The sequence below is a fragment of the Sulfitobacter sp. 1A12056 genome (genome assembly GCF_043558125.1).
In the GTDB taxonomy this organism is placed as follows: Bacteria; Pseudomonadota; Alphaproteobacteria; order Rhodobacterales; family Rhodobacteraceae; genus Sulfitobacter; species Sulfitobacter faviae.
The window spans coordinates 634366-659785 of the sequence record NZ_JBIFFY010000001.1 but is presented as its reverse complement, the minus strand read 5'-3'; the positions used below and the strand labels follow the sequence as shown (position 1 = coordinate 659785).

The following is a 25420-nucleotide window of genomic DNA, read 5'->3' as shown; positions in this document are numbered from 1 at the left end:
GCCACGGAAAGGAACTGAAACCTTGGAAAATATGACCCTGAAAGAGAATGATGGCGTCAAGGAAGGCGTTGACCAGGAAACCGTGGATGCCGTGCGCGAAGTCGGCGGCAAGTATAAATACGGCTGGTCCACTGACATCGAGATGGAATACGCGCCCAAAGGGCTGACGCCGGAGATCGTGAAGCTGATCTCGGAGAAGAACGGCGAGCCTGAGTGGATGACCGAATGGCGGCTTGAAGCTTACAACCGTTGGCTCAGCAAGGAAGAGCCGGATTGGGCGATGGTGGATTATCCTGAAATCGACTTTCAGGAACAATATTACTATGCCCGTCCGAAGAGCATGGCCGAGAAGCCCAAGTCGCTCGACGAGGTCGATCCGAAGCTGCTGGCGACCTATGAGAAGCTCGGCATCCCGCTGAAGGAGCAGATGATCCTTGCCGGTGTCGAAGGCGCCGAGGATGCGCCTGCCGAGGGCCGCAAGGTGGCGGTGGACGCGGTGTTCGATTCAGTCTCCGTTGGCACAACCTTCCAGGAAGAGTTGAAGAAGGCCGGCGTGATCTTCTGCTCGATTTCCGAGGCGATCCGCGAATACCCTGATCTGGTGAAGAAGTACCTCGGCTCGGTCGTACCGGTGTCGGACAACTTCTACGCGACGCTGAACTCCGCCGTCTTCTCCGACGGGTCCTTCGTCTATGTCCCGCCGGGCGTGCGCTGCCCGATGGAACTGTCGACCTATTTCCGCATCAACGCCGAGAACACCGGCCAGTTCGAACGCACGCTGATCATCGCCGACAAGGGCTCTTACGTGAGCTACCTCGAAGGTTGCACCGCGCCGCAGCGCGACGAGAGTCAGTTGCACGCCGCCGTGGTCGAGATCATCGTCGAGGAAGACGCGGAAGTGAAATACTCCACCGTCCAGAACTGGTACCCCGGTGACGAGGACGGCAAGGGCGGTATCTACAACTTCGTGACTAAGCGCGCCGATTGCCGCGGCGACCGCGCGAAGGTGATGTGGACGCAGGTCGAGACCGGCTCGGCCGTGACTTGGAAATACCCGTCCTGCATCCTGCGCGGCGACGACAGCCAGGGCGAGTTCTACTCTATCGCCATCGCCAACAACATGCAGCAGGCCGACACCGGCACCAAGATGGTGCATCTCGGCAAGCGCACCAAGTCGCGGATTGTGTCCAAGGGCATCTCGGCCGGCAAGGCACAGAACACCTACCGTGGCCTCGTCTCGATGCACCCCAAGGCCAAGGAATCGCGCAACTATACCCAGTGTGACAGCCTGTTGATCGGCTCGGAATGCGGGGCGCATACAGTGCCCTATATCGAGGTGAAGAACAACTCGAGCCGCGTTGAGCACGAGGCGACCACCTCCAAGGTGGACGACGACCAGATGTTCTATTGCCGCTCGCGCGGCATGGACGAGGAAGAGGCCGTGGCGCTGGTGGTCAACGGTTTCTGCAAGGACGTGCTGCAAGCGCTGCCGATGGAGTTCGCCATGGAAGCCCAGGCGTTGGTCGCGATCTCGCTGGAAGGTTCCGTCGGCTGATGAGCCTTGACGCGGCGCATACCCCCCTCCGCCTGCATTGGTGGAAGGCGCAGCCGAATTTCGGCGATGCGCTGAGCCCGCTGATCTTGAGCCATGTCTCGGGGCGGCGGGTGGAGCATGCGTCGGTCGGTGAGGCGGATGTCTTTGGTCTCGGCTCGCTTTTGCAGATCGTGCGGCGGAACTACGACACGGCGCGTGCGGGAGCCAAGCCGGTGATCTGGGGCAGCGGGTTGCTGCGTCCCGCCGGGGGCCGTGCGTTCTTGAAGAACATCGAGATTGCCCTGCTGCGCGGGCCGGTGACGGCGGCGCTATTGGGGGTCGAGACCGAGGCTTTCGGTGATCCGGGGCTTTTGGTGAACGAGGTGCTGCCCGGCGAGGGATCACGCGGCGACAAGATCGGCATCGTGCCGCATCACACGCTGGCGGACGATCCCGACCTGCTGGACCTCGTCGCCTCCGACAGCGCCTATGTGCTGATCGACCCGCGCGATCCGGTGGAGCAGGTCTGTGCCGCCATCGCGGCCTGCGCCCATGTCTTTGCCTCGTCGCTGCACGGGCTGATCACGGCGGATGCTTACGGCGTGGCCAACACTTGGGTGGCGCCCGAGGGGCAGGGGCGGCTGAAGTTTCACGACTACGCCGCCTCCGTGGGGCGCGACATGCGCGCGCCGATTGCCTTGGCCGATATTCCGGCGGCACCCAAACCCGACGCGCCGCTGACCTACCAAGACGGCATCAATGCCTGCCGCGCCGCGCTGAAAGACAGCTTTCCCGCCGCGCTCTGCGCCCGTCAGGGGGCGGCATGAACTTTAACACGCAGGGGCAAGCCCCTGAGACAACACTGAAATAGCATGAATTGCGGCGCAAGGCGCGCCAGAAGGAGACCGAAATGCTGAGCATCAAGAACCTGCAGGTGAAACTGGAAGAAGAGGACAAGCAGATCCTCAAGGGCGTCGATCTGGAAGTCGAGGCCGGCAAGGTCCACGCCATCATGGGGCCGAACGGCTCGGGCAAGTCCACGCTGAGCTACGTGCTCTCGGGCAAGGACGGCTACGAGGTCACCGAAGGCTCCGCCACACTCGAAGGCGAAGACATCCTCGAACTGGAACCCGAAGAGCGCGCCGCGGCGGGCCTCTTCCTCGCCTTCCAGTACCCGGTGGAAATCCCCGGCGTCGGCAACATGACCTTCCTGCGCACCGCCGTGAACGCACAGCGCAAGGCGCGCGGCGAAGAGGAAATCTCGGCCGCCGACTTCCTCAAGGAAATCCGCGCCAAGGCGAAAGATCTGAAGATCGACGCCGAGATGCTGAAGCGCCCGGTGAACATGGGCTTTTCCGGCGGTGAGAAAAAGCGCAACGAAATTCTGCAGATGGCGATGCTCGAGCCCAAGATGTGCATCCTCGACGAGACCGACTCGGGCCTCGACGTTGACGCGATGAAACTGGTGGCCGAAGGCGTGAACGCCCTGCGCACCGAGGGCCGTGGTTTCCTCGTCATCACGCACTACCAGCGTCTTCTCGACCACATCAAACCCGACGTCGTGCACATCATGCACGATGGCCGCATCATCAAGACCGGTGGTCCTGAGCTCGCGCTCGAAGTCGAGAACAACGGTTACGCAGACATCCTTGCCGAGGTGGCATAATGGCCGAAGCACAACTGAAAGAAACCCCGACCGAGGCGATGATCGCAGCGCTCGACATGCCGCAGGGCGGCTGGAGCCAAGCGGCGCGCGAGGATGCGCTGGCGCGGGTCCGCGCCATGGGCCTGCCGCAGCGCCGGGATGAGTATTGGAAGTTCACCCGCCCCGACACGCTGACCCAGGCCGAGGCGCAGCCTGCCGCGATCTTTGATCACGGCGATGCGCCGCTGTTCGACGGCACCGAGCGTCTGCGCATCGTCTTCGTCGATGGCGTGTTCGATGCCGACGCCTCAGATGACCTCACGCTCGAAGGCATCAGCATTGAACGGTTGGCCGCGGCGGACAGCGATCTGCATTGGGCGCGCGACCTCTACGGGACGCTGGAAAAGAACGGCCAGACCCCGGTGCAACGCCCGCTGGCGGCGCTGAACACCGCCTTTGCGACCGATGGCGTCTTGATCCATGTCACCGGCACGCCGAGCAAGCCGATCAATCTGGTTTATCAACACAAATCAGAGACTTCTGATGCGATGTTGCACCATGTTGTGAAGCTCGACAAAGGTGCCGAAGTCACGCTTTTGGAAAACGGCCCCGCCGCCGCGCGCTTCAACACCGTGATGGAGGTCGAGGTGGCCGACACCGCGCGCTTCCACCATGTGCGCGCACAGGGCCGCGATCATGAGCGCCGCGCCGCGACCCATGTCTTTACCCGTTTGGGCACCGAGTCGCTGTTCAAGAGCTTCACCGTCACCGTGAACGGCGCGCTGACGCGCAACGAATGTGTGATCGAGCTCACTGGCGACGATGCCTCGGCTCATGTCGCGGGCGCCTGCGTCGGCGATGGTGATTTCCACCACGATGACACGGTCTTCATCACCCATGATGCCGAGAACTGCGAAAGCCGTCAGGTCTTCAAGAAGGTGCTGCGCAACGGCGCGACCGGCGTGTTCCAAGGCAAGATCCTCGTAAAGGAAGGCGCGCAGAAGACCGATGGCTACCAGATCAGCCAGTCGCTGCTGCTGGATGGCGACAGCCAGTTCCTCGCCAAGCCAGAGCTTGAGATTTACGCCGACGATGTGGCCTGTTCGCACGGCTCCACCTCCGGCGCGATCGACGAGGAGGCGCTGTTCTACCTGCGCGCCCGCGGTGTGTCCCATGCCGAGGCGACCGACCTGCTGACGCTCGCCTTCCTCGCCGAAGCGGTGGAGGAGATCGAGGCCGAGGAACTGCGCGAGGAAATCACCGCGCGTCTCAGCTCGTGGTTGGAGCGTCGTAGCGCCTGATGGCTGTTACCAGCGATATCGTTGCGACCTACCGCGGCCCCGGCAAAGTGATGGCGGGGCTGCTTGCGCAGGGACGCAACGAGGTGCGCGTGCTGATGTTCGCGCTGATGGCGGGGCTGCTGATCTTCGTGGCCCTGTCGCCGTATCAAGCCCGCGCGGCGCATCTCGATCCGGACGGGCCGCTCGCGGTGCGCCAGTATTGGAGCGCGTTTTTCTGGATCTTTTTGATGCCCTTGCTGCTCTATGGCTTGGCCGCGATGGTCTGGGGGATCAGCCGTCTCGCGGGGCAACGGCTCAGCGGTTATGCGGTGCGGCTGACCTTGGTTTGGTCGCTCCTCGCCTCTGCGCCGATCCTTCTGTTGCTGGGGCTCGCGCTTGGGTTCATCGGGCCGGGCCTACAGGCGCAGATCGTCGGGGTGGTCTGGTTGGCCGTGTTCTTTTGGTTCTGGATCGCGGGCCTTGTCGCCGCGCAGCGGGGCTGAGATGAGCAGCGCCCTGATCCAGCTTGCGCAGACCACCCTGCGCAGCCCCCGCGCGGCAGCGCGCCAGATTGCGGAACTGCCTTTAGGCAATGATGTCATCTGGACGTCGCTTGCCTTGGTGGCCGCGCTGAACGCGCTCGTCATCTCTGCCACCTTCGTGATCGCGCCGCCCGCCATGGCGCTGCCGAGCTATTTCCAATCGCCGCTTGTGCTCTTCGCGCTGCTGGCCGGGTTGATGGTGCTCTATGTGCATGCGCTGACTTGGGTTGGCCGGGCACTGGGCGGGCAGGGCGCGGTGACGCCGCTTCTGGCTGCCGTCGTATGGCTTCAGGCGCTTCGCCTCTGCGCGCAACTGGGCATCTTGCTGCTGACCTTGGCGCTGCCGCCGGTGGCGCTGCTGGCCTCTTTCGTCGCTACATTTTGGGGTCTTTGGATCCTTTTGAATTTCGTGGCCGAACTCTTGCATCTGCCGGGGCTGTTCCACGCCGCTGCAGTGCTCGCGGGCGCCGCGCTTGGGGTCTTGCTGGGGTTGGGCCTTTTGCTGTCTTTGATCGGGCTGACCGCCCAGGGAGTTTAAGTCATGTTCGACGTTGAAGCCGTCCGGGCGCAGTTTCCGATCCTTGATCGCGAGGTGAACGGCAAGCCGCTGGTCTACCTCGACAATGGCGCTTCGGCCCAGAAGCCGCAGGTGGTGATCGACGCGATTACCCAAGCCTATGCGAATGAATATTCCAACGTTCACAGAGGTTTGCACTATCTTTCTAATCTAGCGACCGACAAATACGAAAGCGTGCGCGGCACCGTGGCGCGCTTCCTCAACGCCGGGTCGGAAGATGAGATTGTGCTCAACACCGGGGCGACCATGGGGATCAACACCGTGGCCCATGGTTGGGCCATGCCGCGCATGCAGGCGGGCGATGAGATCGTCCTGTCGGTGATGGAGCATCACGCCAATATCGTGCCATGGCATTTCCTGCGCGAACGGCAGGGCGTGGTGCTGAAATGGGTCGATGTGGACGCCACCGGCGCGCTTGACCCGCAGGCGGTGATCGATGCCATCGGGCCCAAGACCAAGCTTGTTGCAATATCCCACCTTTCCAACGTCTTGGGCACGAAAGTTGATGTGAAACCCATCACCGAAGCCGCCCATGAGAAGGGCGTTCCGGTCTTGGTCGATGGCTCGCAGGCGGCGGTGCATATGCCGGTCGACGTGCAGGACCTCGGCTGTGATTTCTATGCCGTCACGGGACATAAACTCTACGGCCCCTCCGGTTCGGGCGCGATCTATATCAAGTCCGAGCGCATGGCCGAAATGCGCCCCTTCATCGGTGGCGGTGACATGATCCGCGAAGTCAGCGAGGACGCGGTGAGCTACAATGACCCGCCAATGATGTTCGAAGCCGGCACCCCTGGAATCGTCGGCACCATCGGCTTGGGCGTGGCGCTGGAGTTCATGATGGATCTGGGGATGGAGAATATCGCCGCCCATGAGGACGATCTGCGCGACTACGCGGTCTCGCGGCTCGGCGGTTTGAATTGGCTCAACCTGCAAGGCACGACGCCGGACAAAGCGGCGATCTTCAGCTTCACGCTGGACGGCGCCGCCCATGCGCATGACATCTCGACCGTGCTCGACAAGAAAGGCGTGGCCGTGCGGGCGGGGCACCATTGCGCAGCACCGCTGATGACACATCTCGGCGTTTCGGCCACCTGCCGCGCGTCCTTTGGCATGTATAACACCCGGGCCGAGGTCGACACATTGGTCGATGCCCTCGAATTGGCGCATGATCTTTTCGCCTAAGGTGAATTTCGCCGCCCTTGCCCCCGGATTTCCCATTGCAGGGGCGGCGCGCTCTGGCTATACCGCCCCTCAGTGGACCCTTAGCTCAGCTGGATAGAGCGCTGCCCTCCGAAGGCAGAGGCCAGAGGTTCGAATCCTCTAGGGTCCGCCATTTTTCCCATATGAATGTCGTTTGTCGCGTTGGGGGCTGTGCCTTCGCCTGCGGGGGGCTTTGCCGTGGGCTCGCCAAGCGTTTGGATTATACTCCGTATCTAAAAACTCTATCCGTCTCCGCCCCGGTTTATACAGCCCAGCGAGCTGATATCTTCTGCCCAACAGTAATATCCCTGCAGAAGGACAGACGAAATGAAAGCCATCGGCTATAACACCACCGGCCCGGCAGAGGTTTTGGAGATGCTCGAAATTGAGCGTCCCACACCCGGACCACATGATCTTTTGGTGGAGGTGAAGGGCATCTCGGTCAATCCGGTGGATGTGAAGCTGCGCGCGCTTTCGGGGCCTGAGGATGGCCCGAAAGTCTTGGGCTTTGATGCCGCGGGCGTGGTCGTGGAACTGGGCACAGAGGTAACCGATTTCGCGGTGGGTGATGAGGTGTTCTATGCCGGGGACGTGACCCGCGCGGGGACCAATGCCGCCTTCCACACGGTCGATTCCCGGATCGTCGGGCGAAAGCCTGAAACCCTTGATTTCGTGGAGGCCGCCGGTCTGCCGCTGACCGCGATCACGGCTTGGGAGATGCTGTTCGATTCCTTCCGGCTGGCCGAGAGCGCTGGCGAGGGGGAGGCGATTTTGGTCATCGGCGGGGCCGGGGGCGTGGGGTCGATCCTTATTCAACTGGCCAAGGCCCTGACCGGTTTGACCGTGATCGCGACCGCCTCGCGGCCAGAGACCCAAGATTGGGTGCGCAAGATGGGGGCGGATCATGTGGTGGACCACCGGGGCGATCTGGTGGCGCAGCTTGCCGCGCTCGACCTCACGCCAAGCTATGTCGCTGCGCTGACGGCCACCGATACGCATTGGCCCGCCATCATCCAAGCCATCGCGCCGCGCGGGCAGATCGCGCTGATCGACGACCCTGAGACGCTGGATATGAAAGCGGCGAAACCGAAAGCCCTAAGCGTGCATTGGGAGTTCATGTTCACACGCTCGATGTTCCAGACCGCGGACATGACTGCGCAGCGCGACCTGTTGAACCGGGTGTCGCAGATGATCGACGCAGGCATTTTGCGCTCTACCGTGACGGAACATGCGGGCGTGATAAATGTGGAAAACCTTCGCGCGGCCCATGAGCGTCAGGAAAGCGGGCGGGTGATCGGAAAGCAGGTTCTGGGCGGGTGGTGATCGCGCAGAGCCGCTTCCCATCCGCAGAGACAGAGCAAGGAGAGACAGATGACCAAGACGATCCTCATCACCGGCGCGACCGACGGTATCGGTCTGTTGACCGCCAAAAAGCTCAGCGCGCAGGGGCATAGCGTTTTGCTGCACGGGCGCAGTGCCGAGAAACTCAGCGCCGCCGCAGCGGAGGTGGGCGGCAATCCCCAGACCTACCGCGCGGACCTGTCGCGGCTGGAAGAGGTCGTGACGCTAGCAGAGGCGCTGCGCATCGATCACAGCCAGATCGACGTGGTGATCAACAATGCCGGTGTCTTGAAACTGCCTGAGCCGCGCACCGACGCCGGGTTGGACGCGCGTTTCGTGGTCAACACGCTGGCGCCCTATCTGCTGGTTCAACTGTTGCTGCCGGTGCTTCCGAAGGCGGGCAGGGTGGTGAACCTCTCCTCCGCCGCGCAGGCGCCGGTGGAGGTGGCCGCGCTTAGGGGCGATGTGGCGCTTGACGATATGGCGGCCTATGCGCAGAGCAAATTGGCGATCACGATCTGGACCCAAGAGATGGCCCGCGCGCATCAAGACGGGCCGCTCTTTATCGCGGTGAACCCCGGCTCTCTCTTGGCGTCGAAGATGGTGAAGGAAGGCTTTGGCGTCGCCGGGAACGACCTGAGCATCGGGGCCGACATCCTTGCCCGCGCCGCGCTTTCGGATGAGTTTGCAGGGGCCTCCGGCGCCTATTTCGACAATGACATGGGCGGGTTCAATGAGCCGCATAGCGCGGCAAAAGACCCCGATCATGTGGCCGCCGTCATGGCCGCGATCCAAGAATTGGTGAGCGGGAACCGGGCGGAGTAGCGCCGGAAAACGTCGTTTCAGACTTACACCTGCCCGTATAGAAAAGAAAAAGCCCCGCCGAGCGATGCTGGCGGGGCTTTTCGATCTTGTCAGGCGACCTTAGCGGCGGCGGCGCCCACCTGAGCGGCCCGCGCGGCCGCGGCCCTCTTGACCCGCTTTGGGCGCGCTTTTGTTGAACTCAATCCAAGCGCTGCCGTGAGGGTCACGGTCAAAGAGGAAGTTGGCGGCGCGGATGGCCTCCATCTCCTTGCCCGGGCGGGGTTTGGTCGAGCCGAGGTTGAAGAGCGTCGCAAAGGTCTCATCATCCATGTCTTCGGGCAGGATGATCCCCGCGGCGGCAATCTCAGCCCGCTTTTCGGCGATTTTGGTGGCGTTCAGCGGCACGGCCACCGGGTTCATGATCGCACTCGTCATGCCCGCACCCATCGCCATGGGCAAGAAGGCGTTGTTGATGCCATGACGGTTGGGCAGCCCGAAGGAGATGTTGGAGGCGCCGCAGGTGGTGTTCACGCCCAACTCTTCGCGCAAACGGCGGACGAGGGTAAAGACCTGATGGCCCGCCGTCGCCATGGCGCCAATCGGCATGACCAGCGGGTCGACGACGATGTCATGGGCGGGAATGCCAAAATCGGCGGCGCGTTCGACGATCTTTTTCGCCACGGCAAAGCGGACATCCGGGTCCTCGGAGATCCCTGTGTCGTCATTGGAGATTGCCACGACAGGCACGTTGTATTTCTTGACCAGTGGCAGCACGACCTCCAGCCGCTCTTCTTCGCCGGTGACGGAGTTCAGCAGCGGGCGACCTTCGCAGGCCTCAAGCCCCGCCTCAAGCGCGCCGGGGACCGAACTGTCGATGCAGATCGGCACGTCGACGGCGTTTTGCACGACCTTGATCAGCTCCGGCATCAGCATCGGCTCGACAAAGTTGTTGTCGGCATAGCGCGGGTCTTCGGCCATTTTGTTGGAGAAGACCGCGCCTGAGTTCACATCGAGCACCGTGGCGCCTGCGGCGACCTGCGCGATGGCATCCGCCTCGACCCGCGAAAAATCGCCTTGCTCCAGCTCTTGGCTGAGGATCTTGCGGCCCGTGGGGTTGATCCGCTCTCCGATCACGCAAAACGGCTCGTCAAAGCCGATGACGGCGGTCTTGGTCTTGGATTCGATGACGGTTCTGGTCATGTAACTTCCTTCAGGCTGCGTCGGCGGGCACCCCAGAGGCGCCGCCATTCTCTTGGACCCATGTGGCGCTGGTCTTGATCCCGCCCAGCGGGAAAAGATGCACATGGGTGATGTTGAAATCCGGGTGGGCCGCTTTGTGGGCGGCCAAGTCGCTGATCACATCTGTCGGCTCGTAGGGCAACAGCAGCTTGGTGACATCCATCGCCCGCTTTTGCAGCACCTTGAGCGAGGGGCCAACACCGCAGGCGATGGCGAATTTGATCAGCGTTTGCAGTTTGGCGGGGCCCGCGATGCCGATGTGGATCGGCAGGGTGATACCAGCGGCCTTAAGACTGTCAGCCCATTCGATAATCGGCTGCGCGTCAAAGGCGAATTGCGTGGCAATGGCCATTTCGGCATCGGTGCGGATCTGGAAATCATTCTTCCATTTCAGCGCTGCATCGACGTTGAGGCGGCCCCCGTCAGCGTCGATATCGCGGTTGCCCTCGGGGTGGCCGGCAACATGCAGGCGGGTAAAGCCTGCCTTGTCGAACAGCCCCGTTTCCATCAACTGCATCGAGTCGCTGAAATCCCCTGCCGGGGTGGTGACACCGCCCGCCAGGAGCAGCGCTTGGCGCACATCGGCCTCGCCCTGATAACGGGCGATCCAATCGGCCAGCGTGGCGCGGTCTTTGATGATGCGGGCCGGGAAATGCGGCATGACCTTGAAGCCATCCGCGTTCAACCGCGCGGCGGTGGCGACCATGTCTTCGATCGGGGTGCCGTCGATATGGGCGATATAGACACGGGTGCCCTCTGGCAGCAGGGCGCGGAAATCCTCGACCTTTTCGGCGGTGCGGGGCATCACCTCGATCGAGTAATCTTTCAACAGCGCCTCGACTTCGGCCACCGGCGCCTGCGGGGCCGGTGTTTCCTTTTTGCGGAAGTTCAAAAGTGCCATGAGCGTGTCCTTGATCATAGGGCTGGCAAGCTATGCCCAGCCGTCGTTGTCAATCAGTTGCTTAATCCGGTCGCGGTCGTATTCCGCGTCGATGCGGGCGGCTTCGGCATCGGCGATGCTGTCGGGATCACCCTCGACCTCAAAAGGCTCCGCCTTGCGCCATTCCGCCAAATAGGCGTCGGAATCTCCGGCGCCGATCTTCATCGCCGCGCGGTCGATGGCCTGCTCAAAGCGTTCGGGCAGGGGGCGTTTTGACCCGCGACGGCCCTTGCCGACGATCACCTGAGCGGGAATGTCGCGCCAGTAAACGATGGTGACTGCGGGCATGGGACGATTCCTCCGGTTTAAACCTGTCTAACGAGCGTCGCGGTCAGGACAGGGCCGTTTTTCGACAAAACACGACCCATCCGCGACTTGAGAGAGGTGATAGCGCATTGGCCCTGCCATCACGAGGGGGCGGCGCCCCCATTATTCTCAAGATGATTGTGAGGTGGCCCTGATGGCGGGGCGAGGGCGCCCCGCGGACGCCGCGGAAATTGGCCCAAGGCACCGCGACCACTTGCACCGGCAGGGCGCAGGGAATACCTTAGGGGCAACTCGATATGAAAGGCGCGTAACCATGGCGCCACAGCGTCCCAAAGGTGCGGGTGCGCTCGACAAAGACATTCCGGCTCTGAGCCCCGCGCCAGTTCCGCCCAGATCTAATGAGCTATATGCGGCCCTAGATCTGGGTACAAATAGCTGCCGCATGTTGATCGCACAGCCTCGGGGCAGCGGTTTCCATGTGGTGGACAGTTTTTCGAAATCGGTGCAATTGGGTGCCGGTTTGGAAAAGACCGGGCGGCTCTCGCGCGGATCGATGGCGCGCACCATTCAGGCATTGCGCATCTGTCAGCAAAAATTACGGCGCAACAAGGTTCAGAACATGCGTCTTGTCGCGACCGAAGCCTGCCGCCGTGCGCAGAACGGGGCGGAGTTCATGCGCCGTATCCAGCGCGAGACCGGTCTCAAGCTCGACATTATTCGCCCTGAGGAAGAAGCCCAGCTTGCCGTGATCTCCTGCGCGCCGCTGGTCAGTCGCAAGACGGAAAACCTGCTGGTGGTGGACATCGGCGGCGGCTCGACGGAGTTGGTCTGGATCGATATTTCCAAGGTTCCGCGGGCCGACCGCGCACGCTCGATCATGCGGCTTCAGGGCGGGTTCTATCAGGCGAAATCCGACGTGCCAGCCGCGCGGGTGGTCGACTGGATCAGCGTGCCGCTAGGCGTCGCGACGCTCCGCGACCAATTTTCGGATGTCGAAGACGACGCCGCGCGTTTCGCTTTGATGAGCTGGTTTTTCGAAGAAAACCTCACCGATTTCACGCCCTATCAGACGATCCAGTCGCAAAAGCGGTTCCAGATCGTCGGCACCTCGGGCACCGTGACCACCGTCGCGGCGAGCCACCTGAACCTGAAACGCTATGACCGGACAAAGGTCGATGGCCTCAGCATGACCAGCGCCCAGATCGACAAGGTGATCCACTCCTATATCGCCATGGGGCCGGGTGGGCGACGCGCGGATCCGCGCATTGGCCAAGACCGCGCCGCACTGATCATGTCGGGCGCTGCGATCCTGCAAGCCCTAATGCGCTGCTGGCCGACCGACAGGCTGTCAGTTGCGGATCGCGGTCTGCGCGAAGGCCTGCTATATGCACAGATGAGCGCCGATGGCGTATTAGAAGAAGGGGTCTTTTGATGGCCAAGACACCGGACGGAAAGAACACCTCGGGGCGCGGTCAGCGTGACCTCAAGGTCAAGGTGAAATCCGCACGCGGGCGCAAGCTCAGTTCCACCCGTTGGTTGCAGCGGCAGTTGAACGATCCTTATGTCAAACGCGCGCAGGCCGAAGGCTATCGCGGGCGGGCGGCTTATAAGATCATGGAGTTGGACGATAAATATCGTTTCCTCGTCCCCGGTGCGCGGGTGGTGGACCTTGGCGCCGCGCCGGGCGGTTGGTGTCAGGTCGCCGTCAAGCGCTGCAACGTATTGGGCGAAAAGAAGGGCAAAGCGCAGGGCACCATTCTGGGCGTCGACCTGCAAGAGATGGAGCCGATTGCGGGCTGCGAGTTGCACCAGCTCGACTTCATGGAGGACGACGCTGACCTCAAGGTCAAGGAATGGCTCGGCGGCAAGGCGGATGTGGTGATGTCGGATATGGCCGCGGCCTCATCGGGGCATAAACAGACCGACCATTTGCGCATCATCGCGCTTTGCGAGGCGGCGGCCTATTTCGCTTTCGATGTGTTGGAAGAGGGCGGCACATTCGTGGCCAAGGTGCTGGCAGGCGGCGCGGAAGGTGAGTTGCAAAAGCTGCTCAAGCGCCGTTTTGCCAAGGTCGCCAATATCAAACCACCTGCAAGCCGCCCGGATTCGTCGGAAAAATTCGTGGTGGCCACAGGGTTTAAGGGCGAAGAGGGTTAAGCCGCCATCGCCGTTCATGGGGCGTAAACCAGTCAAACGTTAGGGTGTAGCTCTCCCGCGGTATATGTGCCGCCTACCTCATGAGGGCTCCCGATGCTACGACACCTGCCACTTGTATCGCTCATCTTCATCCTGTGTTCCGGGCTCAAGGTTTCCGCCTCCGAAGTGCCTTGGGCGGTGAACGATTACATCGACCGCGAATTGCTGTCTTGGGTCAATGATGCCCGCATTGTCGATGCGATTGCACAGCAGAACGCGCGGCACCGCGAAATGAATGCGCTGGCGGTCACGCCGGCGGCAGTCACCGGGCCGGGCGCCGGGGTGCCCCAGCCGAAAGCCCCGATTGCTGCCGCCTTTCTCCAAACGCAGATCGCCCGGGCCGAGGGTCAGATTGCCGGGGTGACTTTGCTGGATGCCTTTGGGCTGACCGTGGTCTCCAGCGGCAGCGCCTCAGTCTATTTCAAGGGCGGCAAGCCCAAGAACAGCAACCGTTTTTCGCCGCCCTCGGGAATTTTTGTGATTGATCAGGTGGCCGTTGACGAGAGGTCGAAGGCCCATCAAAGCCGCGTCTCGATGCCGATCACGGAGCCGTCGAACGGCGCAATTATCGGGGTGATTACAGTTGAGTTGGAAGCGGCGGCTTTCTTCTGAGGCTGCCCTCGCAGACCGGCCCCGGCAGGCGGGGCCGGTCTGTTGCTCACCCCTAAGCGGGGTCGGGACTATCAAATATCCCCGAACAATCCTTCAGCGATAAAACCCTTGGCCTCGGGCTGGGAAGCGGCAATTCTGCAGTCCATTCCGACGGAGAGAGTTGATGACCCCCCCAAGCTATTTCGCACCCACCGGCGGCCACCCGGATCAAAAAACGCTTTTGTCAGATCGCGCGGTCTTTACAGAGGCCTATGCCGTTCTCCCGCGCGGTACGATGCGCGATATCGTGACCTCATTCCTGCCGTTCTGGGAAGGCACGCGGCTTTGGGTCATCGCCCGCCCGATGACCGGCTTTGCCGAGACGTTTTCGCAATATATTATGGAAGTGCAGCCCGGTGGCGGCTCGGACCGGCCTGAGCTTGATGCGCAGGCGCAGGGGGTGCTTTTCGTGGTCGAGGGCGGCTTCACCCTGACCGTTGAGGACCAGCAGCACGCGATGCGCGAGGGCAGCTATGCCTATATCCCCGCGGGGGCCGATTGGACGCTGAAAAACGACAGCGGCGCCGTGACGCGCTTTCACTGGATCCGCAAAGCCTATGAGGCGGTGGAGGGGCTGGACCGCCCCGATCCGCTGGTGCTGAACGAGCAGGACATCGAGCCGAACGTCATGCCCGACACCAATGGGGTTTGGGCGACCACGCGGTTCGTTGATCCCAATGATCTGCGTCATGACATGCATGTGACCATCGTCACGCTACAGCCCGGCGGGGTGATCCCCTTTTGCGAGACTCATGTGATGGAACACGGGCTCTATGCGTTGGAGGGCAAGGCGGTCTACCGGCTCAACCAGGATTGGGTCGAGGTCGAAGCTGGTGATTTCATGTGGCTCCGCGCCTTTTGCCCGCAGGCTTGCTACGCGGGCGGACCGGGGCCGTTCCGGTATCTGCTTTATAAGGACGTGAACCGGCATATGAAGCTCCGGTGAGGGCCTTTGCGGAACTCGAGGGCCAGCGCCTGCCCGCGGGTCGGCGAACATACCTTGGTTCGTGCCACTTTATGGTTCAGTCATGATGTGTGCTCGCTAGGTTACGCCCAGCCTCGCCAAATCGCCTACCCGGGGGGGGCGGGCAGGCGATGGCCCGGCGCCTTCGGCTTGATTCCGGGCCAAAATCGGTGGTCTTAAGCTACATGCGCTAGCCGGTTGGTTGTCGCATTGTATCGAGCCGAGTTGGTCACAACAAAGGGGCGCCGCATCGGGTGCCCCTTCATCATCAAACCCGCTTCTCCAACGACCCCGAACCATGCCCCGAAAGCCCGCCGGAGACCTCATCGGTCGCCTCATCCGACAATTGCTCAGGCAACACCAAGTTCAGCACAATCGCGATCAGCGCGGCGGGCAGCAGCCCGCTGGTCATCAACACCCGCAGCGTGTCGGGCAGGTATTGCACCGCCTTGGGGTCCAGTTGCAGCCCCAGACCGATCGAGAGCGAGATCGCAAAAATCACCATGTTGCGCCGGTTCCAGTTCACGTCCGACAGCATCGAGATGCCCGCCGCGACCACCATGCCGAACATCACGATCACCCCGCCGCCCAGCACTTCGATGGGAATCGTGCGGATCACCGCGCCGACCTTGGGCACCAGTCCGCAAAGGATCAGGAACAGCGCGCCCACGGTCACCACATGGCGGCTCATCACGCCGGTCATGGCGATGAGGCCGACGTTCTGGCTGAAAGAGGTATTGGGAAACCCTCCAAAGACCCCGGCCACCGCGCTGCCCAAACCGTCGGCATAGGTGGCACCTGTGATCTCGGCATCCGTCGCCTCACGCCCCGCGCCGCCCTTGGTGATGCCCGAGACATCGCCGACGGTCTCAACCGCCGAGACGAAGGCCATCAGGCAGAAACCGACGATGGCGGCGAAGCTGAACTCGAACCCATAAGCAAAGGGCACAGGCAGCGCCACGGCGGCGGCGCGGTTCCAACTTGTGGCGATGCCCTCGAAGGTGACCATCCCCATCGCCAGCGCATAAAGATAGCCCACGCCAATGCCGATCACCACGGCGGAGACCGATAGCATGCCCCGGGCGAAGAACTTCAGCCCCAGCGTCGCCACGATCACCACCAGCGCCGCCGACCAGTTCAGCAGGCTGCCGTATTCGGGGCTGTTGATCGCGGGCACGCCCCCGGCGGCATATTGGATGCCCACCTTGACCAGCGCGAGGCCGATCATCGTCACCACCAGCCCGGTCACCAGTGGCGGCAGGGCAAAGCGGATGCGTCCGATGAAAGTCCCCAACAGCACATGAAACAGCCCGCCGACCAGAACGCCGCCAAAGAGTGCGGGCAGCGCCTCGACCCCTTTGCCCGCGACAAGCGGGATCATGATGGGCAGGAACGCGAAACTCGTGCCCTGCACAATCGGCAGCCGCGCGCCCACCGGACCTATGCCAATGGTCTGAAACAGCGTGGCGATGCCCGCGAAGAGCATCGACATCTGGATCAGATAGGTCATGTCGGGAAACCCCTGCGCCCCTGCGTCCGAGCCAAAGCCAAAGCCCGCAGCCCCCGCCACGATGATCGCGGGCGTCACGTTGGAGACAAACATCGCCAAGACATGCTGAATGCCCAAGGCCACGGCCTTGGACAGGGCGGGGGTATAATTCGGGTCGCGCAGTTGCGCCGGCGTGCCCAGTGAAGCGTCAGTCATGTCATTCTCCCTATTGACCGATCCCGTCTGCCGCTTCTGATGAGGGCATGACGGTTATTCCTTGGCTGCGACCACCTTCCACGGCTGATCGAACCAATGTTCTTCCAAATTGTCGCCTTCGCCGATCCGGTCGACCACGGCGAAAAGACCGGGGGCGCTCAGCGGGCAGCAAACCGCGTGCCATGTATTGCGGCGGTAGTTCACGCCCTGACCGGGGCCTGCGAGAAACGCCTGCAGGGGGCCGGGCCGGCCCGCGCCATCGGGGGCGACGACCACGAGATAGGGGTTTTGGTGCATCGGCAGAAAAGCCTGCGCGCCAAGCGGATGCCGCTCGACCATCTCAAGGGTGAAGGGCAGGGCGCGCGGCTCTGCGTTAAAGACGCTGATGCCCGCGCGGCCCCCGCCAAAGTCGAGATCGGCCAGATCGTGGTGCCGCCCGCAAAGCCCTTGGTTGATGATTTTGTCAGGCGCCCCGCGCACTTCCAGCACCTCGCCGAAGGGGGCGAAAGCCTCGGCGGTGAGGGGCTGAAGCAGGATCTGCCTGCTCATGGCAGCAGGTCTTTCAGGCGCAGCTGCGCGATCCGTTCGACTTGGCGGCAGGCCTCGGCGAATTCGGTGTCGCGGTCATTGTCGATGCGGCGTTTGAAAGCGGCGAGGATGCCCGCCTTGTCGTGGTCGCGCACGGCGATGATGAAGGGGAAGCCGTGTTTCTCGACATAGCGGTCGTTCAATTGGGTAAAGGTTTCCCGCTCCTCATCCGTCAGCGCATCTAGACCCGCAGCGGCCTGTTCCGAGGTGCTCTCAGCCGTCAGCCGCTTGGCCTGCGCCAGTTTGCCCGCCAGATCGGGGTGGGCTTGCAGCACGCCGAGGCGCTGCGCATCTGAGGCGGAGCGGAAGATGCGGGCCAGAGCGTTGTGCAGGCCCACGGCGGTGTCATGGCCCGCGCCCAGTTCCAGTGCATGGGCGCCCTCGGCGATCCAAGGCGAATGCTCAAAAATGCTGCCGTATTTGGCGACGAAGGTCTCGCGGTCCATCTGGCTGGGACGCGCGCGGCGCTGGTGCGGATGGGTGGCGGCCCAGTGATCCGCAATCTGCTCACGGGTGGCGAACCAAACGCCCTCGTGGCTTTGGGCGTATTCGATGAACTGGCGCAGCGCCTCGACCCGACCGGGGCGGCCGATTAGGCGGCAATGCAACCCGACCGAGAGCATCTTCGGCGCGCCCTCGGCCCCTTCGCGGTAAAGCGCGTCGAAACTGGCTTTGAGGTAGTCAAAGAACTGCGCGCCCGCATTGAACCCCTGCGGCGTGGCGAAACGCATGTCGTTGGCGTCGAGCGTATAGGGCACGATCAACTGGTCGCGGTCACCGACCTCCATCCAATAGGGCAGGTCATCGGCATAGGCGTCGGCGACATAGGCGAACTGCCCGGTCTCTGCCGCAAGGCGCAGCGTGTTCTCGGACGAGCGCCCACAATAAAAGCCGCGCGGCGCTTGGCCGGTCACTTCGGTATGCAGGCGGATTGCCTCGGCGATGGCCGCGCGCTCTGCGTCTTCGGCCATGTCCTTGTGTTCGATCCATTTCAGACCGTGGGTCGCCATTTCCCAGCCTGCGTCGATCATCGCGGCGACCTGCACGGGCGAGCGCGCCAGCGCCGTGGCGACGCCATAGACCGTGACGGGCAGGTCTTTCATCAGACGGTGCAGCCGCCAGAACCCGGCGCGGGCGCCGTATTCATAGACCGATTCCATATTGGCATGACGCTGGCCCGGCCATTGCGCGGCGCCGACGATCTCGGACAGGAACGCTTCTGATGCCGCATCCCCATGCAGGATGTTGTTCTCACCGCCTTCTTCGTAGTTCAGCACTAGCTGCACGGCGATCTTCGCGCCACCGGGCCATTGTGCATCTGGGGGGGTGGGGCCGTAACCCTGCATGTCGCGGGGGTAGCGAGTCATGTCGTTCTCCTTCTGTCGTTCTCTGTCTAGACCGGAAGGTCTTGGATTGCTTTCAATTAATTCCTGAAAGACTATCGTGAAAAGGGCACTTTCGCTCGGGCGCGGCGCGGGCGATCAAGGGTTAGGCACGGAGGGTATGATGACAGGCTATCTGACAACACATGTATTGGACACCGCGCGCGGCTGCCCGGCGGCGGGGCTGAAGATCGACCTCTACCGTTTGGAGGGCGACAGCCGCACCCATCTGCGCTGCCTCACCACCAATGCCGATGGCCGCACCGATGAGCAGATCCTGCCCGCGGCGGAGTTCCAGACCGGCACCTATGAGCTGCTGTTTCACTGCGGCGATTACCTCGACGCGCAGGGCGTCCCGGCAGAGGAACCGCGCTTTCTGGATGTCGTCCCGCTGCGTTTCGGCATGTCGGAGGCCGCGCATTACCACGTGCCGCTGCTGCTCTCGCCCTTCGGCTATTCCACCTACCGGGGCAGCTAGACCTTTAGCGCGTCTTCCATCCGCGCGATCATGAAGTCCATGAAGAGCCGTGTTTTCGGGTCTTGATGGCGTCGATGGGTATAGAGGCAGGCCATCTGAACGGGCAGGGGCGGCGTGTCTTCCACGACCCGCACCAAAGCGCCGCTTTGCAGATGTTCGGCGATCTCGAAAATTGGTTTCAAGGCGATGCCCGCGCCGGCCAGCGCCCAATCGGTCAGCACGTCGCCATCGTCGCTCTCAAACCGCCCGCGCACGTCGTATTTCACCGCGCCTTCAGGGCCTTGTAGCTGCCATTGAAACTCGGTCGCGCCGGGAAAGCGCAGGTTAAGGCAATTGTGCTGGCCGCGGTCGATCTCGGCCCCCGAGCGGGGATGCCCATGCGCCGCGACATAGGCCGGGCTGGCGCAGAGCACGCGCTCGCAATCGGCCACCTTGCGGATCCGTAGTGTAGAATCCTGCGGACGGCCCAGAAAAAAGGCCACGTCCAACCCTTCGGCGGTGAGATCGAGCTTGCGGTCGCTGAGGCGCAGCCGCACATCGACCAGCGGATAAGCCTCTGAAAACGCAGGCACATGCGGCGCGATCAGCCGCCGCCCAACGCCCAAGGGGGCCGCCACATGCAGCGTGCCGCGCGGATTGTCAGTGACGTCCTCGATACCCGCCTCGGCCTCGGCCACGGAGGCGAGGATTTTGCAGGCCCCATCGTAGAAAATGCGCCCCTGTTCGGTGGCCGACAGGCTGCGCGTGGTGCGCTGGAACAATCGCACGCCCAGATGCCCCTCAAGCTGCGTGATCCGCGCCGAGGCCACGGCAGGCGAGACCCGCTGGTCGCGCGCCGCCGCCGACATGCTGCCAAGCTCGTAGACGCGCACGAAGGTGCGGATGTTGTCGAAATAGGACATTTATCGGGAACTTTTGATAGAGTTTAGGGAATGCCAAATCTAGCGGTAAAATCCGCGATTGAATAGTCTGCCCGGTGAATCATCCGGAGAGACCTCATGCACGACTTAGCCATCATCTGGGATTGGATCGGCTTTGCCATCCGCTGGGTGCATGTCATTACCGCCATGGCATGGATCGGCGCGTCCTTCTACTTCATCGCGCTCGACCTCGGCCTGCGCAAGGTGCCGCATCTGCCCGCGGGCGCATTTGGCGAGGAATGGCAGGTCCATGGCGGCGGGTTTTACCACATCCAGAAGTACCTCGTGGCGCCGGAAAACATGCCCGAGCATCTGATCTGGCACAAATGGCAGAGCTATTCGACATGGCTCTCGGGGGCCGCGCTCTTGATGGTCGTCTATTGGGCGGGGGCGGAGCTTTACCTGATCGATCCCTCCAAGGCGGACCTCTCGGTCTTCCAAGGCATCCTGATCTCGGCGGGGTCGCTGACTTTGGGCTGGCTGATCTACGACTTGCTGTGCAAATCGCAACTCGGCAACGGGCCCACGGTGCTGATGCTGCTCTTGTTCGTGCTGCTGGTGGCCATGGCCTGGGGCTACAACCAAGTCTTCACGGGCCGCGCGGCACTGCTGCATCTGGGGGCATTTACAGCGACGATCATGACGGCGAACGTGTTTTTCATCATCATGCCGAACCAGCGCATCGTGGTGAAGGACCTGCAAGAGGGTCGCACGCCGGACGCGAAATACGGCAAGATCGCCAAGCTGCGCTCGACCCACAACAATTACCTGACGCTGCCGGTCATCTTTCTGATGCTCAGCAACCACTACCCGCTGGCTTTCGCGACCGAGTACAACTGGCTGATTGCCGCGCTGGTCTTCCTGATGGGGGTGACGATCCGGCATTATTTCAACACGATGCACGCGACCGGAAAGGGCCCGCATTGGACATGGGGCGTGACCGCGCTTTTGTTCGTGGCGATCATGTGGCTCTCCACCGCGCCCCTGATGCAAGACGATATCGAAGCGGCAGAGGCCCGCGCGCTGACAGAAACAGAGCAGCTTTTCGCCAGCGCCGAGGGGTTTGACGAGGTGGCCAATATCGTGCCGGGGCGTTGCGCCATGTGCCATGCGCGCGAGCCGTTCTACGACGGTATCCACCGCGCGCCCAAGGGGTTGCTGCTTGAAACACCCGCGGACATTGCCCGGGCCGCGCGGCAGATCTATCTGCAAGCGGGGGTGACCAATGCCATGCCCCCCGCCAATGTGTCCTTCATGGAGGAAGAAGAGCGCCGCAAGATCATGCGTTGGTATCGCGACGGGGCCGCAGCACAGCCCTTCAGCCTCGCGGGGAAGTAGCGGGGCGCGCTACTCGAACTCCATCTGCTCAAAAACGCGGCCTGCGTTTTTCGTCGCCAATTCCTCAAAAGTATCAAGCCCGGCATAGGGCGATTGATCTACATAGTACGCCTCGGCCAGCCCGCCGCCCGCCTCCAGATGGGCGGCGATCTGGGCGCGGAGGTAGAGCAGATAATCCCGCGTGAAGCGACGGACCTGCGCCATATTGGTCGGATGCCCGTGACCGGGGATCACATAACGCGCTTCAAGCGGCTCAAATGCGGTTTCCCAAGTCTCGATCCATTCGGCGGTCATCGTGTCGGGAAAGATCGGCAGCATGCGCTCGTGAAAAGCCATGTCGCCCGAGATCACGAGGCTCTGCTTCGGCAGCCAGATCACGATATCGCCGGGGCTATGAGCCGGGCCGAGGTGGTGGGCCTCGATGCGGAAATCGCCCATCTCGACGATATATTCCTCCTCGAAGGTCTCGGTTGGCAGTTGCACCTCCGTCCCCTCGGCCCGGTCGCGGTTGTAGCGCTGCATGGCTTCCAGAATGCTGCCGCCAAAGCGCTCCACCTCATGCGCTGCGTCTACATGCGCGACGATCGGCACGCCTTGCTCGGCCCAGTAACCGTTGCCCAGAACCGCGTGACCCTGACCGTTCTCGTTAAAGACCAGTTTGACCGGCTCATCGGTCACGGCCTTAATCTCATCATGCAGTGCCGCGGCCAGCCCATAGGCCGCGCCGCCGTTAATTACGACAACGCCTTCGCCGGTCACGATGAAACTTAGGTTATTGTTATGGCCTGCGTTTTCATAGGTGGGCGGGGCCGTCGCTCCGATGGCCGAAAAGACGCCGGGAATGACTTCATAGGGTTTGTCGTAGAGCAGGGAGCCGGGGTATTTATCGGCGATATCCTCGCTGGCCATGGCGTGCGAGCCGAGCAGGAGGGCGGCGGCGCAAATCAGGTGTTTCATTGCGCGGCCCCCAGAAAACGATAGCCTTCGCCACTCCGTTCGACGCGGCCCAATCCGCCCTGCGGTAGGTGGAAGCCCATCAACCAGGTTTGCTCCTGCGCCAGCCGGTCCAACAAGCGCTGCCGGGTCCTCGCGCCTTGCTCGGGGTCTTGGTCCGATCCGCTGGCCCAGCCCGGGCGGGCAAAGGCAAGGTGGTGGTTGCCAATGGCATCGCCGCCGATCAGCAGCGCATCACCGCCCGTGCCCAGAAGGAAGGACATATGCCCGGGCGTATGGCCGAAACTCGCCTGCGCCGTGATGCCGGGCAGCACTTCGCCCCCGTCGGCAAAATGGCGCACCCGATCCTCAATCGCTTCCAGCCGCCGCGCGGCCCCCACGGCAAAGGCGGCGCGGGCCGGGCCAATCCGGTCCACCGTCGCCGGATCGCGCCAATAGTCCCATTCAACTTGGCCCATATGGTAGCGCGCATTGGGAAAGACCAGATCGTCGAAATCGTCCAGCACGCCCCACAGGTGGTCGGGGTGGCCATGGGTAAAGACCACATCGGTCACCGCCTCCGGCGCGACGCCTGCGGCATCAAGGCTGTCGAGCAGCGACCCGGCGGAGGGCATGAAGGCAGGGCCCGCGCCCGCGTCAAAGAGGATCACACGCTCGCCATTGCGCAAAAGCGTTAGGTTGCAGGGCGGCTCCAACTGGTCTTGCGGCAGGTCGAAGGGCGCCAAAGCCTCCGCCAGTGCGTCTTGCGGCAAACCTTCGAAGAAAAAGCTGCGCGGCAGCACCAGATTGCCGTCGCTTACGCTGATGAACTCATAGCCGCCGATCTGGGCCGAGGTCATCGCGAAGGCGCGCAGCGGCGTTTGGGCGAGGGCGGCAGCCCCCATTCCGGCCAGCACCATCCGTCTGTTAATCTTCATCTGCTCCCCTCCCATCATTCATTCCGATTCGTGAATATAATCATCCCCATCGGTTTGCGGCACAAGGGGCGAATGCGGCTGTGAGAGATAGGCCCGAGAAACAAGGCAGCTATGCATGATCATCCCTTGCATCGCCCGCAGGGGTTCTATCTACGGGGGCACCACTCGAAACCCACCCCGATCCGGACGGAAAATGACTGATATCACTACAGAAGGCGCCTCGATCGCCTTTGACAAGGTCGGCAAGGCCTTTACCAAAGCGGGCGGTGCGACCGTGAACGCGCTCGAAGGGATTTCCCTCGACGTGGCGCCCGGCTCCATCACGGGGATCATCGGGCGTTCGGGGGCGGGCAAGTCGACCCTGCTGCGTATGGTCAACGGGTTGGAGCGTCCGACGACCGGCAAAGTGCTGGTCGGGGGTGAGGATGTTGGCAGCGCCAAGGGCGGCAAGCTGCGCGCGATCCGCCGTGACGTTGGCATGATTTTTCAACACTTTAACCTGCTGTCTTCACGCACTGTGGCGGGCAATATCGCGCTGCCGCTCGAAGTGGCGGGAATGCCGAGCGCGCAGATCAAGCCGCGGGTGGCCGACCTGATCGACCGTGTCGGTCTCAGCGCGCAGGCGGGGCGCTATCCGGCGGAGCTTTCGGGCGGGCAGAAACAGCGTATCGGCATCGCGCGGGCCTTGGCCACCGGGCCGAAGGTGCTGCTTTCGGATGAGGCGACATCGGCGCTCGACCCCGAAACCACCCAAACGGTTCTGGCGCTTTTGAAGGACATTAACCGCGATCTGGGGCTGACGATCCTGCTGATCACCCATGAGATGGCCGTGGTGCGCGACATCGCGAGCCATGTGGCGGTGATCGACGCGGGCCGCATCGTGGAGCATGGGGAGACCTATGACATCTTCACCGCGCCGCAACATGCGACGACGCGGTCCTTCCTGTCGGGCGTGACGGGCGTCACCCTGCCTGCCTTCGTCAAAGACCGCCTGACCCAAACCCCGCCCGCGGCAGGGGGCGAAGAGGTCATCCGCGTCACCTTTGCGGGCACCCATGCCACCGATCCGATGCTGGCGCGATTGACGCAAGAGATGGGCATTCCGGTCAATATTCTTGCCGGTGCGGTGGAAGAGATCGGCACGCGGCCCTTCGGCAACCTGCTGGTGTCGATGCCCGTGGCGCAGGCCGCCCAAGCGCGGGCCTTTTTGGACCAACACGGGCTTCTGACGGAGGTGCTGGGCTATGTCGGCTAACCTGATTAACCTATTGATCGAAGCCACGGGGCAAACGCTTTATATGGTGGCGATTTCGGCCATCCTCGGCACGCTCTTCGGCCTGCCGCTGGGGCTGTTTCTGGCCACATCGCAACGTGGGGAACTGCTGTCGTCGCCATGGGTGAACAAGGTGCTGGGGCTGGTGGTGAACGCCACGCGCTCCGTGCCGTTCATCATTCTTGTCGTGGCCATCATTCCCTTCACCCGCATGATCGCCGGCACCTCGATTGGCACCACGGCGGCGATCGTGCCGCTGACAATTGCTACGGTGCCCTTCATCGCCCGGCTGGTGGAAAACGCCATTCGCGAGGTCGATTCCGGCCTGATCGAAGCCGCCCGCGCCATGGGTGCGACACCGCTGCAGATCATCCGCAAGGTGCTGCTGCCCGAGGCGCTGCCCGGCATCACACTGGGCCTCACCCTCGCCATCGTGAGCCTCATCGGTTACTCCGCCATGGTCGGCGCCGTGGGCGGCGAAGGTCTGGGCGATCTGGGTATCCGCTATGGATATCAGAGGTTTATGCCCGATGTCATGGCGATTGTCGTGATCATCCTCATCGTTCTGGTGCAGCTTGTGCAATCCATTGGCGAGCGTATCGCCAGCGCCGTGGATAAACGGGCCACCAAAAGTGGCGGTCAATAGGCCGCGCCTTACATCCGTTCTCTCAATCTAAGGAGA

General features: G+C 62.6%; 26 protein-coding genes and 1 tRNA gene. 18 read left to right on the top strand and 9 right to left on the bottom strand.

What is annotated here, in order from left to right:
* The first annotated feature begins 31 nt into the window (after window positions 1–31).
* The 10 genes from sufB to ACGYLD_RS03220 all read left to right on the top strand — a co-directional run bounded on the left by sufB (window position 32) and on the right by ACGYLD_RS03220 (window position 8947).
* Window positions 32–1555: a Fe-S cluster assembly protein SufB gene (sufB, locus tag ACGYLD_RS03265; RefSeq protein WP_209218955.1), complete on the top strand. Its 1524-nt coding sequence runs from the start codon at window positions 32–34 to the stop codon at window positions 1553–1555.
* The gene (locus ACGYLD_RS03260; protein ID WP_271693725.1) at window positions 1555–2361 is read left to right on the top strand and encodes a polysaccharide pyruvyl transferase family protein; all 807 of its coding nucleotides are present in this window, start codon (window positions 1555–1557) and stop codon (window positions 2359–2361) included. The genes sufB and ACGYLD_RS03260 overlap by 1 nt, the downstream gene beginning before the upstream one ends.
* A gap of 83 nt (window positions 2362–2444) precedes the next feature.
* Window positions 2445–3200 carry a Fe-S cluster assembly ATPase SufC gene (gene sufC, locus ACGYLD_RS03255; protein WP_067262950.1) on the top strand — a complete coding sequence of 252 codons (756 nt, stop codon included), beginning with the start codon at window positions 2445–2447 and terminating at the stop codon, window positions 3198–3200.
* Window positions 3200–4480 (top strand): Fe-S cluster assembly protein SufD, encoded by a 1281-nt coding sequence (sufD, locus tag ACGYLD_RS03250; RefSeq protein ID WP_394401132.1) that lies wholly within the window; start codon window positions 3200–3202, stop codon window positions 4478–4480. Before sufC ends, sufD begins: the two co-directional genes overlap by 1 nt.
* Window positions 4480–4962, top strand: a complete 483-nt coding sequence (locus ACGYLD_RS03245) for a YIP1 family protein (RefSeq protein WP_394401129.1) — start codon at window positions 4480–4482, stop codon at window positions 4960–4962. The genes sufD and ACGYLD_RS03245 overlap by 1 nt, the downstream gene beginning before the upstream one ends.
* A 1-nt stretch (window position 4963) precedes the next feature.
* Window positions 4964–5539 (top strand): YIP1 family protein, encoded by a 576-nt coding sequence (locus ACGYLD_RS03240; RefSeq protein ID WP_394401126.1) that lies wholly within the window; start codon window positions 4964–4966, stop codon window positions 5537–5539.
* Window positions 5540–5542: 3 nt separating this feature from the next.
* Window positions 5543–6763, top strand: a complete 1221-nt coding sequence (locus ACGYLD_RS03235; protein WP_394401123.1) for a cysteine desulfurase — start codon at window positions 5543–5545, stop codon at window positions 6761–6763.
* A gap of 74 nt (window positions 6764–6837) precedes the next feature.
* Window positions 6838–6914, top strand: a tRNA-Arg gene (locus tag ACGYLD_RS03230).
* A gap of 194 nt (window positions 6915–7108) precedes the next feature.
* Entirely contained in the window at window positions 7109–8104 is a 996-nt protein-coding gene (locus tag ACGYLD_RS03225; RefSeq protein WP_271693731.1) for a zinc-binding alcohol dehydrogenase family protein, read from the top strand.
* 48 nt (window positions 8105–8152) lie between these two features.
* Complete coding sequence (locus ACGYLD_RS03220; protein WP_271693732.1) at window positions 8153–8947, top strand: SDR family NAD(P)-dependent oxidoreductase; 795 nt, start codon at window positions 8153–8155, stop codon at window positions 8945–8947.
* A gap of 99 nt (window positions 8948–9046) precedes the next feature.
* Here the strand turns inward: ACGYLD_RS03220 and ACGYLD_RS03215 are convergent, their stop codons facing one another.
* From ACGYLD_RS03215 to ACGYLD_RS03205, 3 genes are read right to left on the bottom strand one after another with little or no spacing between them, the layout of a single operon-like run.
* Window positions 9047–10126, bottom strand: a complete 1080-nt coding sequence (locus ACGYLD_RS03215) for a methyltetrahydrofolate cobalamin methyltransferase (protein ID WP_271693733.1) — start codon at window positions 10124–10126, stop codon at window positions 9047–9049.
* A gap of 10 nt (window positions 10127–10136) precedes the next feature.
* Complete coding sequence (locus ACGYLD_RS03210) at window positions 10137–11084, bottom strand: methylenetetrahydrofolate reductase (RefSeq protein WP_271693734.1); 948 nt, start codon at window positions 11082–11084, stop codon at window positions 10137–10139.
* Window positions 11085–11096: 12 nt separating this feature from the next.
* Window positions 11097–11393 (bottom strand): virulence factor, encoded by a 297-nt coding sequence (locus ACGYLD_RS03205; RefSeq protein WP_271693736.1) that lies wholly within the window; start codon window positions 11391–11393, stop codon window positions 11097–11099.
* 292 nt (window positions 11394–11685) lie between these two features.
* On the opposite strand from ACGYLD_RS03205, the gene ACGYLD_RS03200 reads away from it, so the two are divergent.
* The 4 genes from ACGYLD_RS03200 (at window position 11686) to ACGYLD_RS03185 (ending at window position 15165) form a co-directional block, all read left to right on the top strand.
* Window positions 11686–12804 (top strand): Ppx/GppA phosphatase family protein, encoded by a 1119-nt coding sequence (locus ACGYLD_RS03200; RefSeq protein ID WP_067266266.1) that lies wholly within the window; start codon window positions 11686–11688, stop codon window positions 12802–12804.
* Complete coding sequence (locus ACGYLD_RS03195) at window positions 12804–13529, top strand: RlmE family RNA methyltransferase (protein WP_168613015.1); 726 nt, start codon at window positions 12804–12806, stop codon at window positions 13527–13529. The genes ACGYLD_RS03200 and ACGYLD_RS03195 overlap by 1 nt, the downstream gene beginning before the upstream one ends.
* Window positions 13530–13622: 93 nt before the next feature.
* The gene (locus tag ACGYLD_RS03190; RefSeq protein WP_271693738.1) at window positions 13623–14180 is read left to right on the top strand and encodes a hypothetical protein; all 558 of its coding nucleotides are present in this window, start codon (window positions 13623–13625) and stop codon (window positions 14178–14180) included.
* A gap of 163 nt (window positions 14181–14343) precedes the next feature.
* Window positions 14344–15165, top strand: coding sequence for a bifunctional allantoicase/(S)-ureidoglycine aminohydrolase (locus ACGYLD_RS03185; protein WP_271693739.1), 822 nt, complete (start codon window positions 14344–14346; stop codon window positions 15163–15165).
* A 286-nt stretch (window positions 15166–15451) separates the two neighbouring features.
* Here the strand turns inward: ACGYLD_RS03185 and ACGYLD_RS03180 are convergent, their stop codons facing one another.
* Genes ACGYLD_RS03180 through puuE form a run of 3 tightly spaced genes read right to left on the bottom strand, consistent with a single transcriptional unit; the run spans window position 15452 to window position 18843 of the window.
* Window positions 15452–16888, bottom strand: coding sequence for a nucleobase:cation symporter-2 family protein (locus ACGYLD_RS03180; protein WP_394401116.1), 1437 nt, complete (start codon window positions 16886–16888; stop codon window positions 15452–15454).
* A gap of 54 nt (window positions 16889–16942) precedes the next feature.
* Entirely contained in the window at window positions 16943–17437 is a 495-nt protein-coding gene (locus ACGYLD_RS03175; RefSeq protein WP_271693741.1) for an ureidoglycolate lyase, read from the bottom strand.
* Window positions 17434–18843 carry an allantoinase PuuE gene (puuE, locus tag ACGYLD_RS03170; RefSeq protein ID WP_394401113.1) on the bottom strand — a complete coding sequence of 470 codons (1410 nt, stop codon included), beginning with the start codon at window positions 18841–18843 and terminating at the stop codon, window positions 17434–17436. The genes ACGYLD_RS03175 and puuE overlap by 4 nt, the downstream gene beginning before the upstream one ends.
* Window positions 18844–18982: 139 nt before the next feature.
* Between puuE and uraH the strand changes: the two genes are divergently transcribed.
* Window positions 18983–19336, top strand: coding sequence for a hydroxyisourate hydrolase (gene uraH / locus ACGYLD_RS03165; RefSeq protein ID WP_394401110.1), 354 nt, complete (start codon window positions 18983–18985; stop codon window positions 19334–19336).
* On the opposite strand, the gene ACGYLD_RS03160 is transcribed toward uraH, so the two are convergent.
* Window positions 19333–20238, bottom strand: coding sequence for a LysR family transcriptional regulator (locus ACGYLD_RS03160; RefSeq protein WP_271693744.1), 906 nt, complete (start codon window positions 20236–20238; stop codon window positions 19333–19335). The two genes, uraH and ACGYLD_RS03160, sit on opposite strands and share 4 nt — an antisense overlap.
* A gap of 96 nt (window positions 20239–20334) precedes the next feature.
* Here ACGYLD_RS03160 and ACGYLD_RS03155 point away from each other — a divergent pair, with 96 nt between their 5' ends.
* A complete protein-coding gene (locus ACGYLD_RS03155) occupies window positions 20335–21594 on the top strand; it encodes a urate hydroxylase PuuD (protein ID WP_394401107.1) in 1260 nt (419 codons plus the stop codon).
* Window positions 21595–21603: 9 nt separating this feature from the next.
* On the opposite strand, the gene ACGYLD_RS03150 is transcribed toward ACGYLD_RS03155, so the two are convergent.
* Together ACGYLD_RS03150 and ACGYLD_RS03145 are read right to left on the bottom strand one after the other, a co-directional pair.
* On the bottom strand, window positions 21604–22551 hold the full coding sequence (locus tag ACGYLD_RS03150) for an MBL fold metallo-hydrolase (RefSeq protein ID WP_394401104.1): 948 nt from the start codon (window positions 22549–22551) through the stop codon (window positions 21604–21606).
* Complete coding sequence (locus ACGYLD_RS03145; protein ID WP_271693747.1) at window positions 22548–23465, bottom strand: MBL fold metallo-hydrolase; 918 nt, start codon at window positions 23463–23465, stop codon at window positions 22548–22550. Before ACGYLD_RS03145 ends, ACGYLD_RS03150 begins: the two co-directional genes overlap by 4 nt.
* 193 nt (window positions 23466–23658) lie before the next feature.
* Between ACGYLD_RS03145 and ACGYLD_RS03140 the strand changes: the two genes are divergently transcribed.
* Together ACGYLD_RS03140 and ACGYLD_RS03135 are read left to right on the top strand one after the other, a co-directional pair.
* Window positions 23659–24720, top strand: a complete 1062-nt coding sequence (locus tag ACGYLD_RS03140; protein ID WP_271693748.1) for a methionine ABC transporter ATP-binding protein — start codon at window positions 23659–23661, stop codon at window positions 24718–24720.
* Window positions 24710–25384: a methionine ABC transporter permease gene (locus ACGYLD_RS03135; protein WP_067266255.1), complete on the top strand. Its 675-nt coding sequence runs from the start codon at window positions 24710–24712 to the stop codon at window positions 25382–25384. The genes ACGYLD_RS03140 and ACGYLD_RS03135 overlap by 11 nt, the downstream gene beginning before the upstream one ends.
* The last annotated feature ends 36 nt before the right edge of the window (window positions 25385–25420 follow it).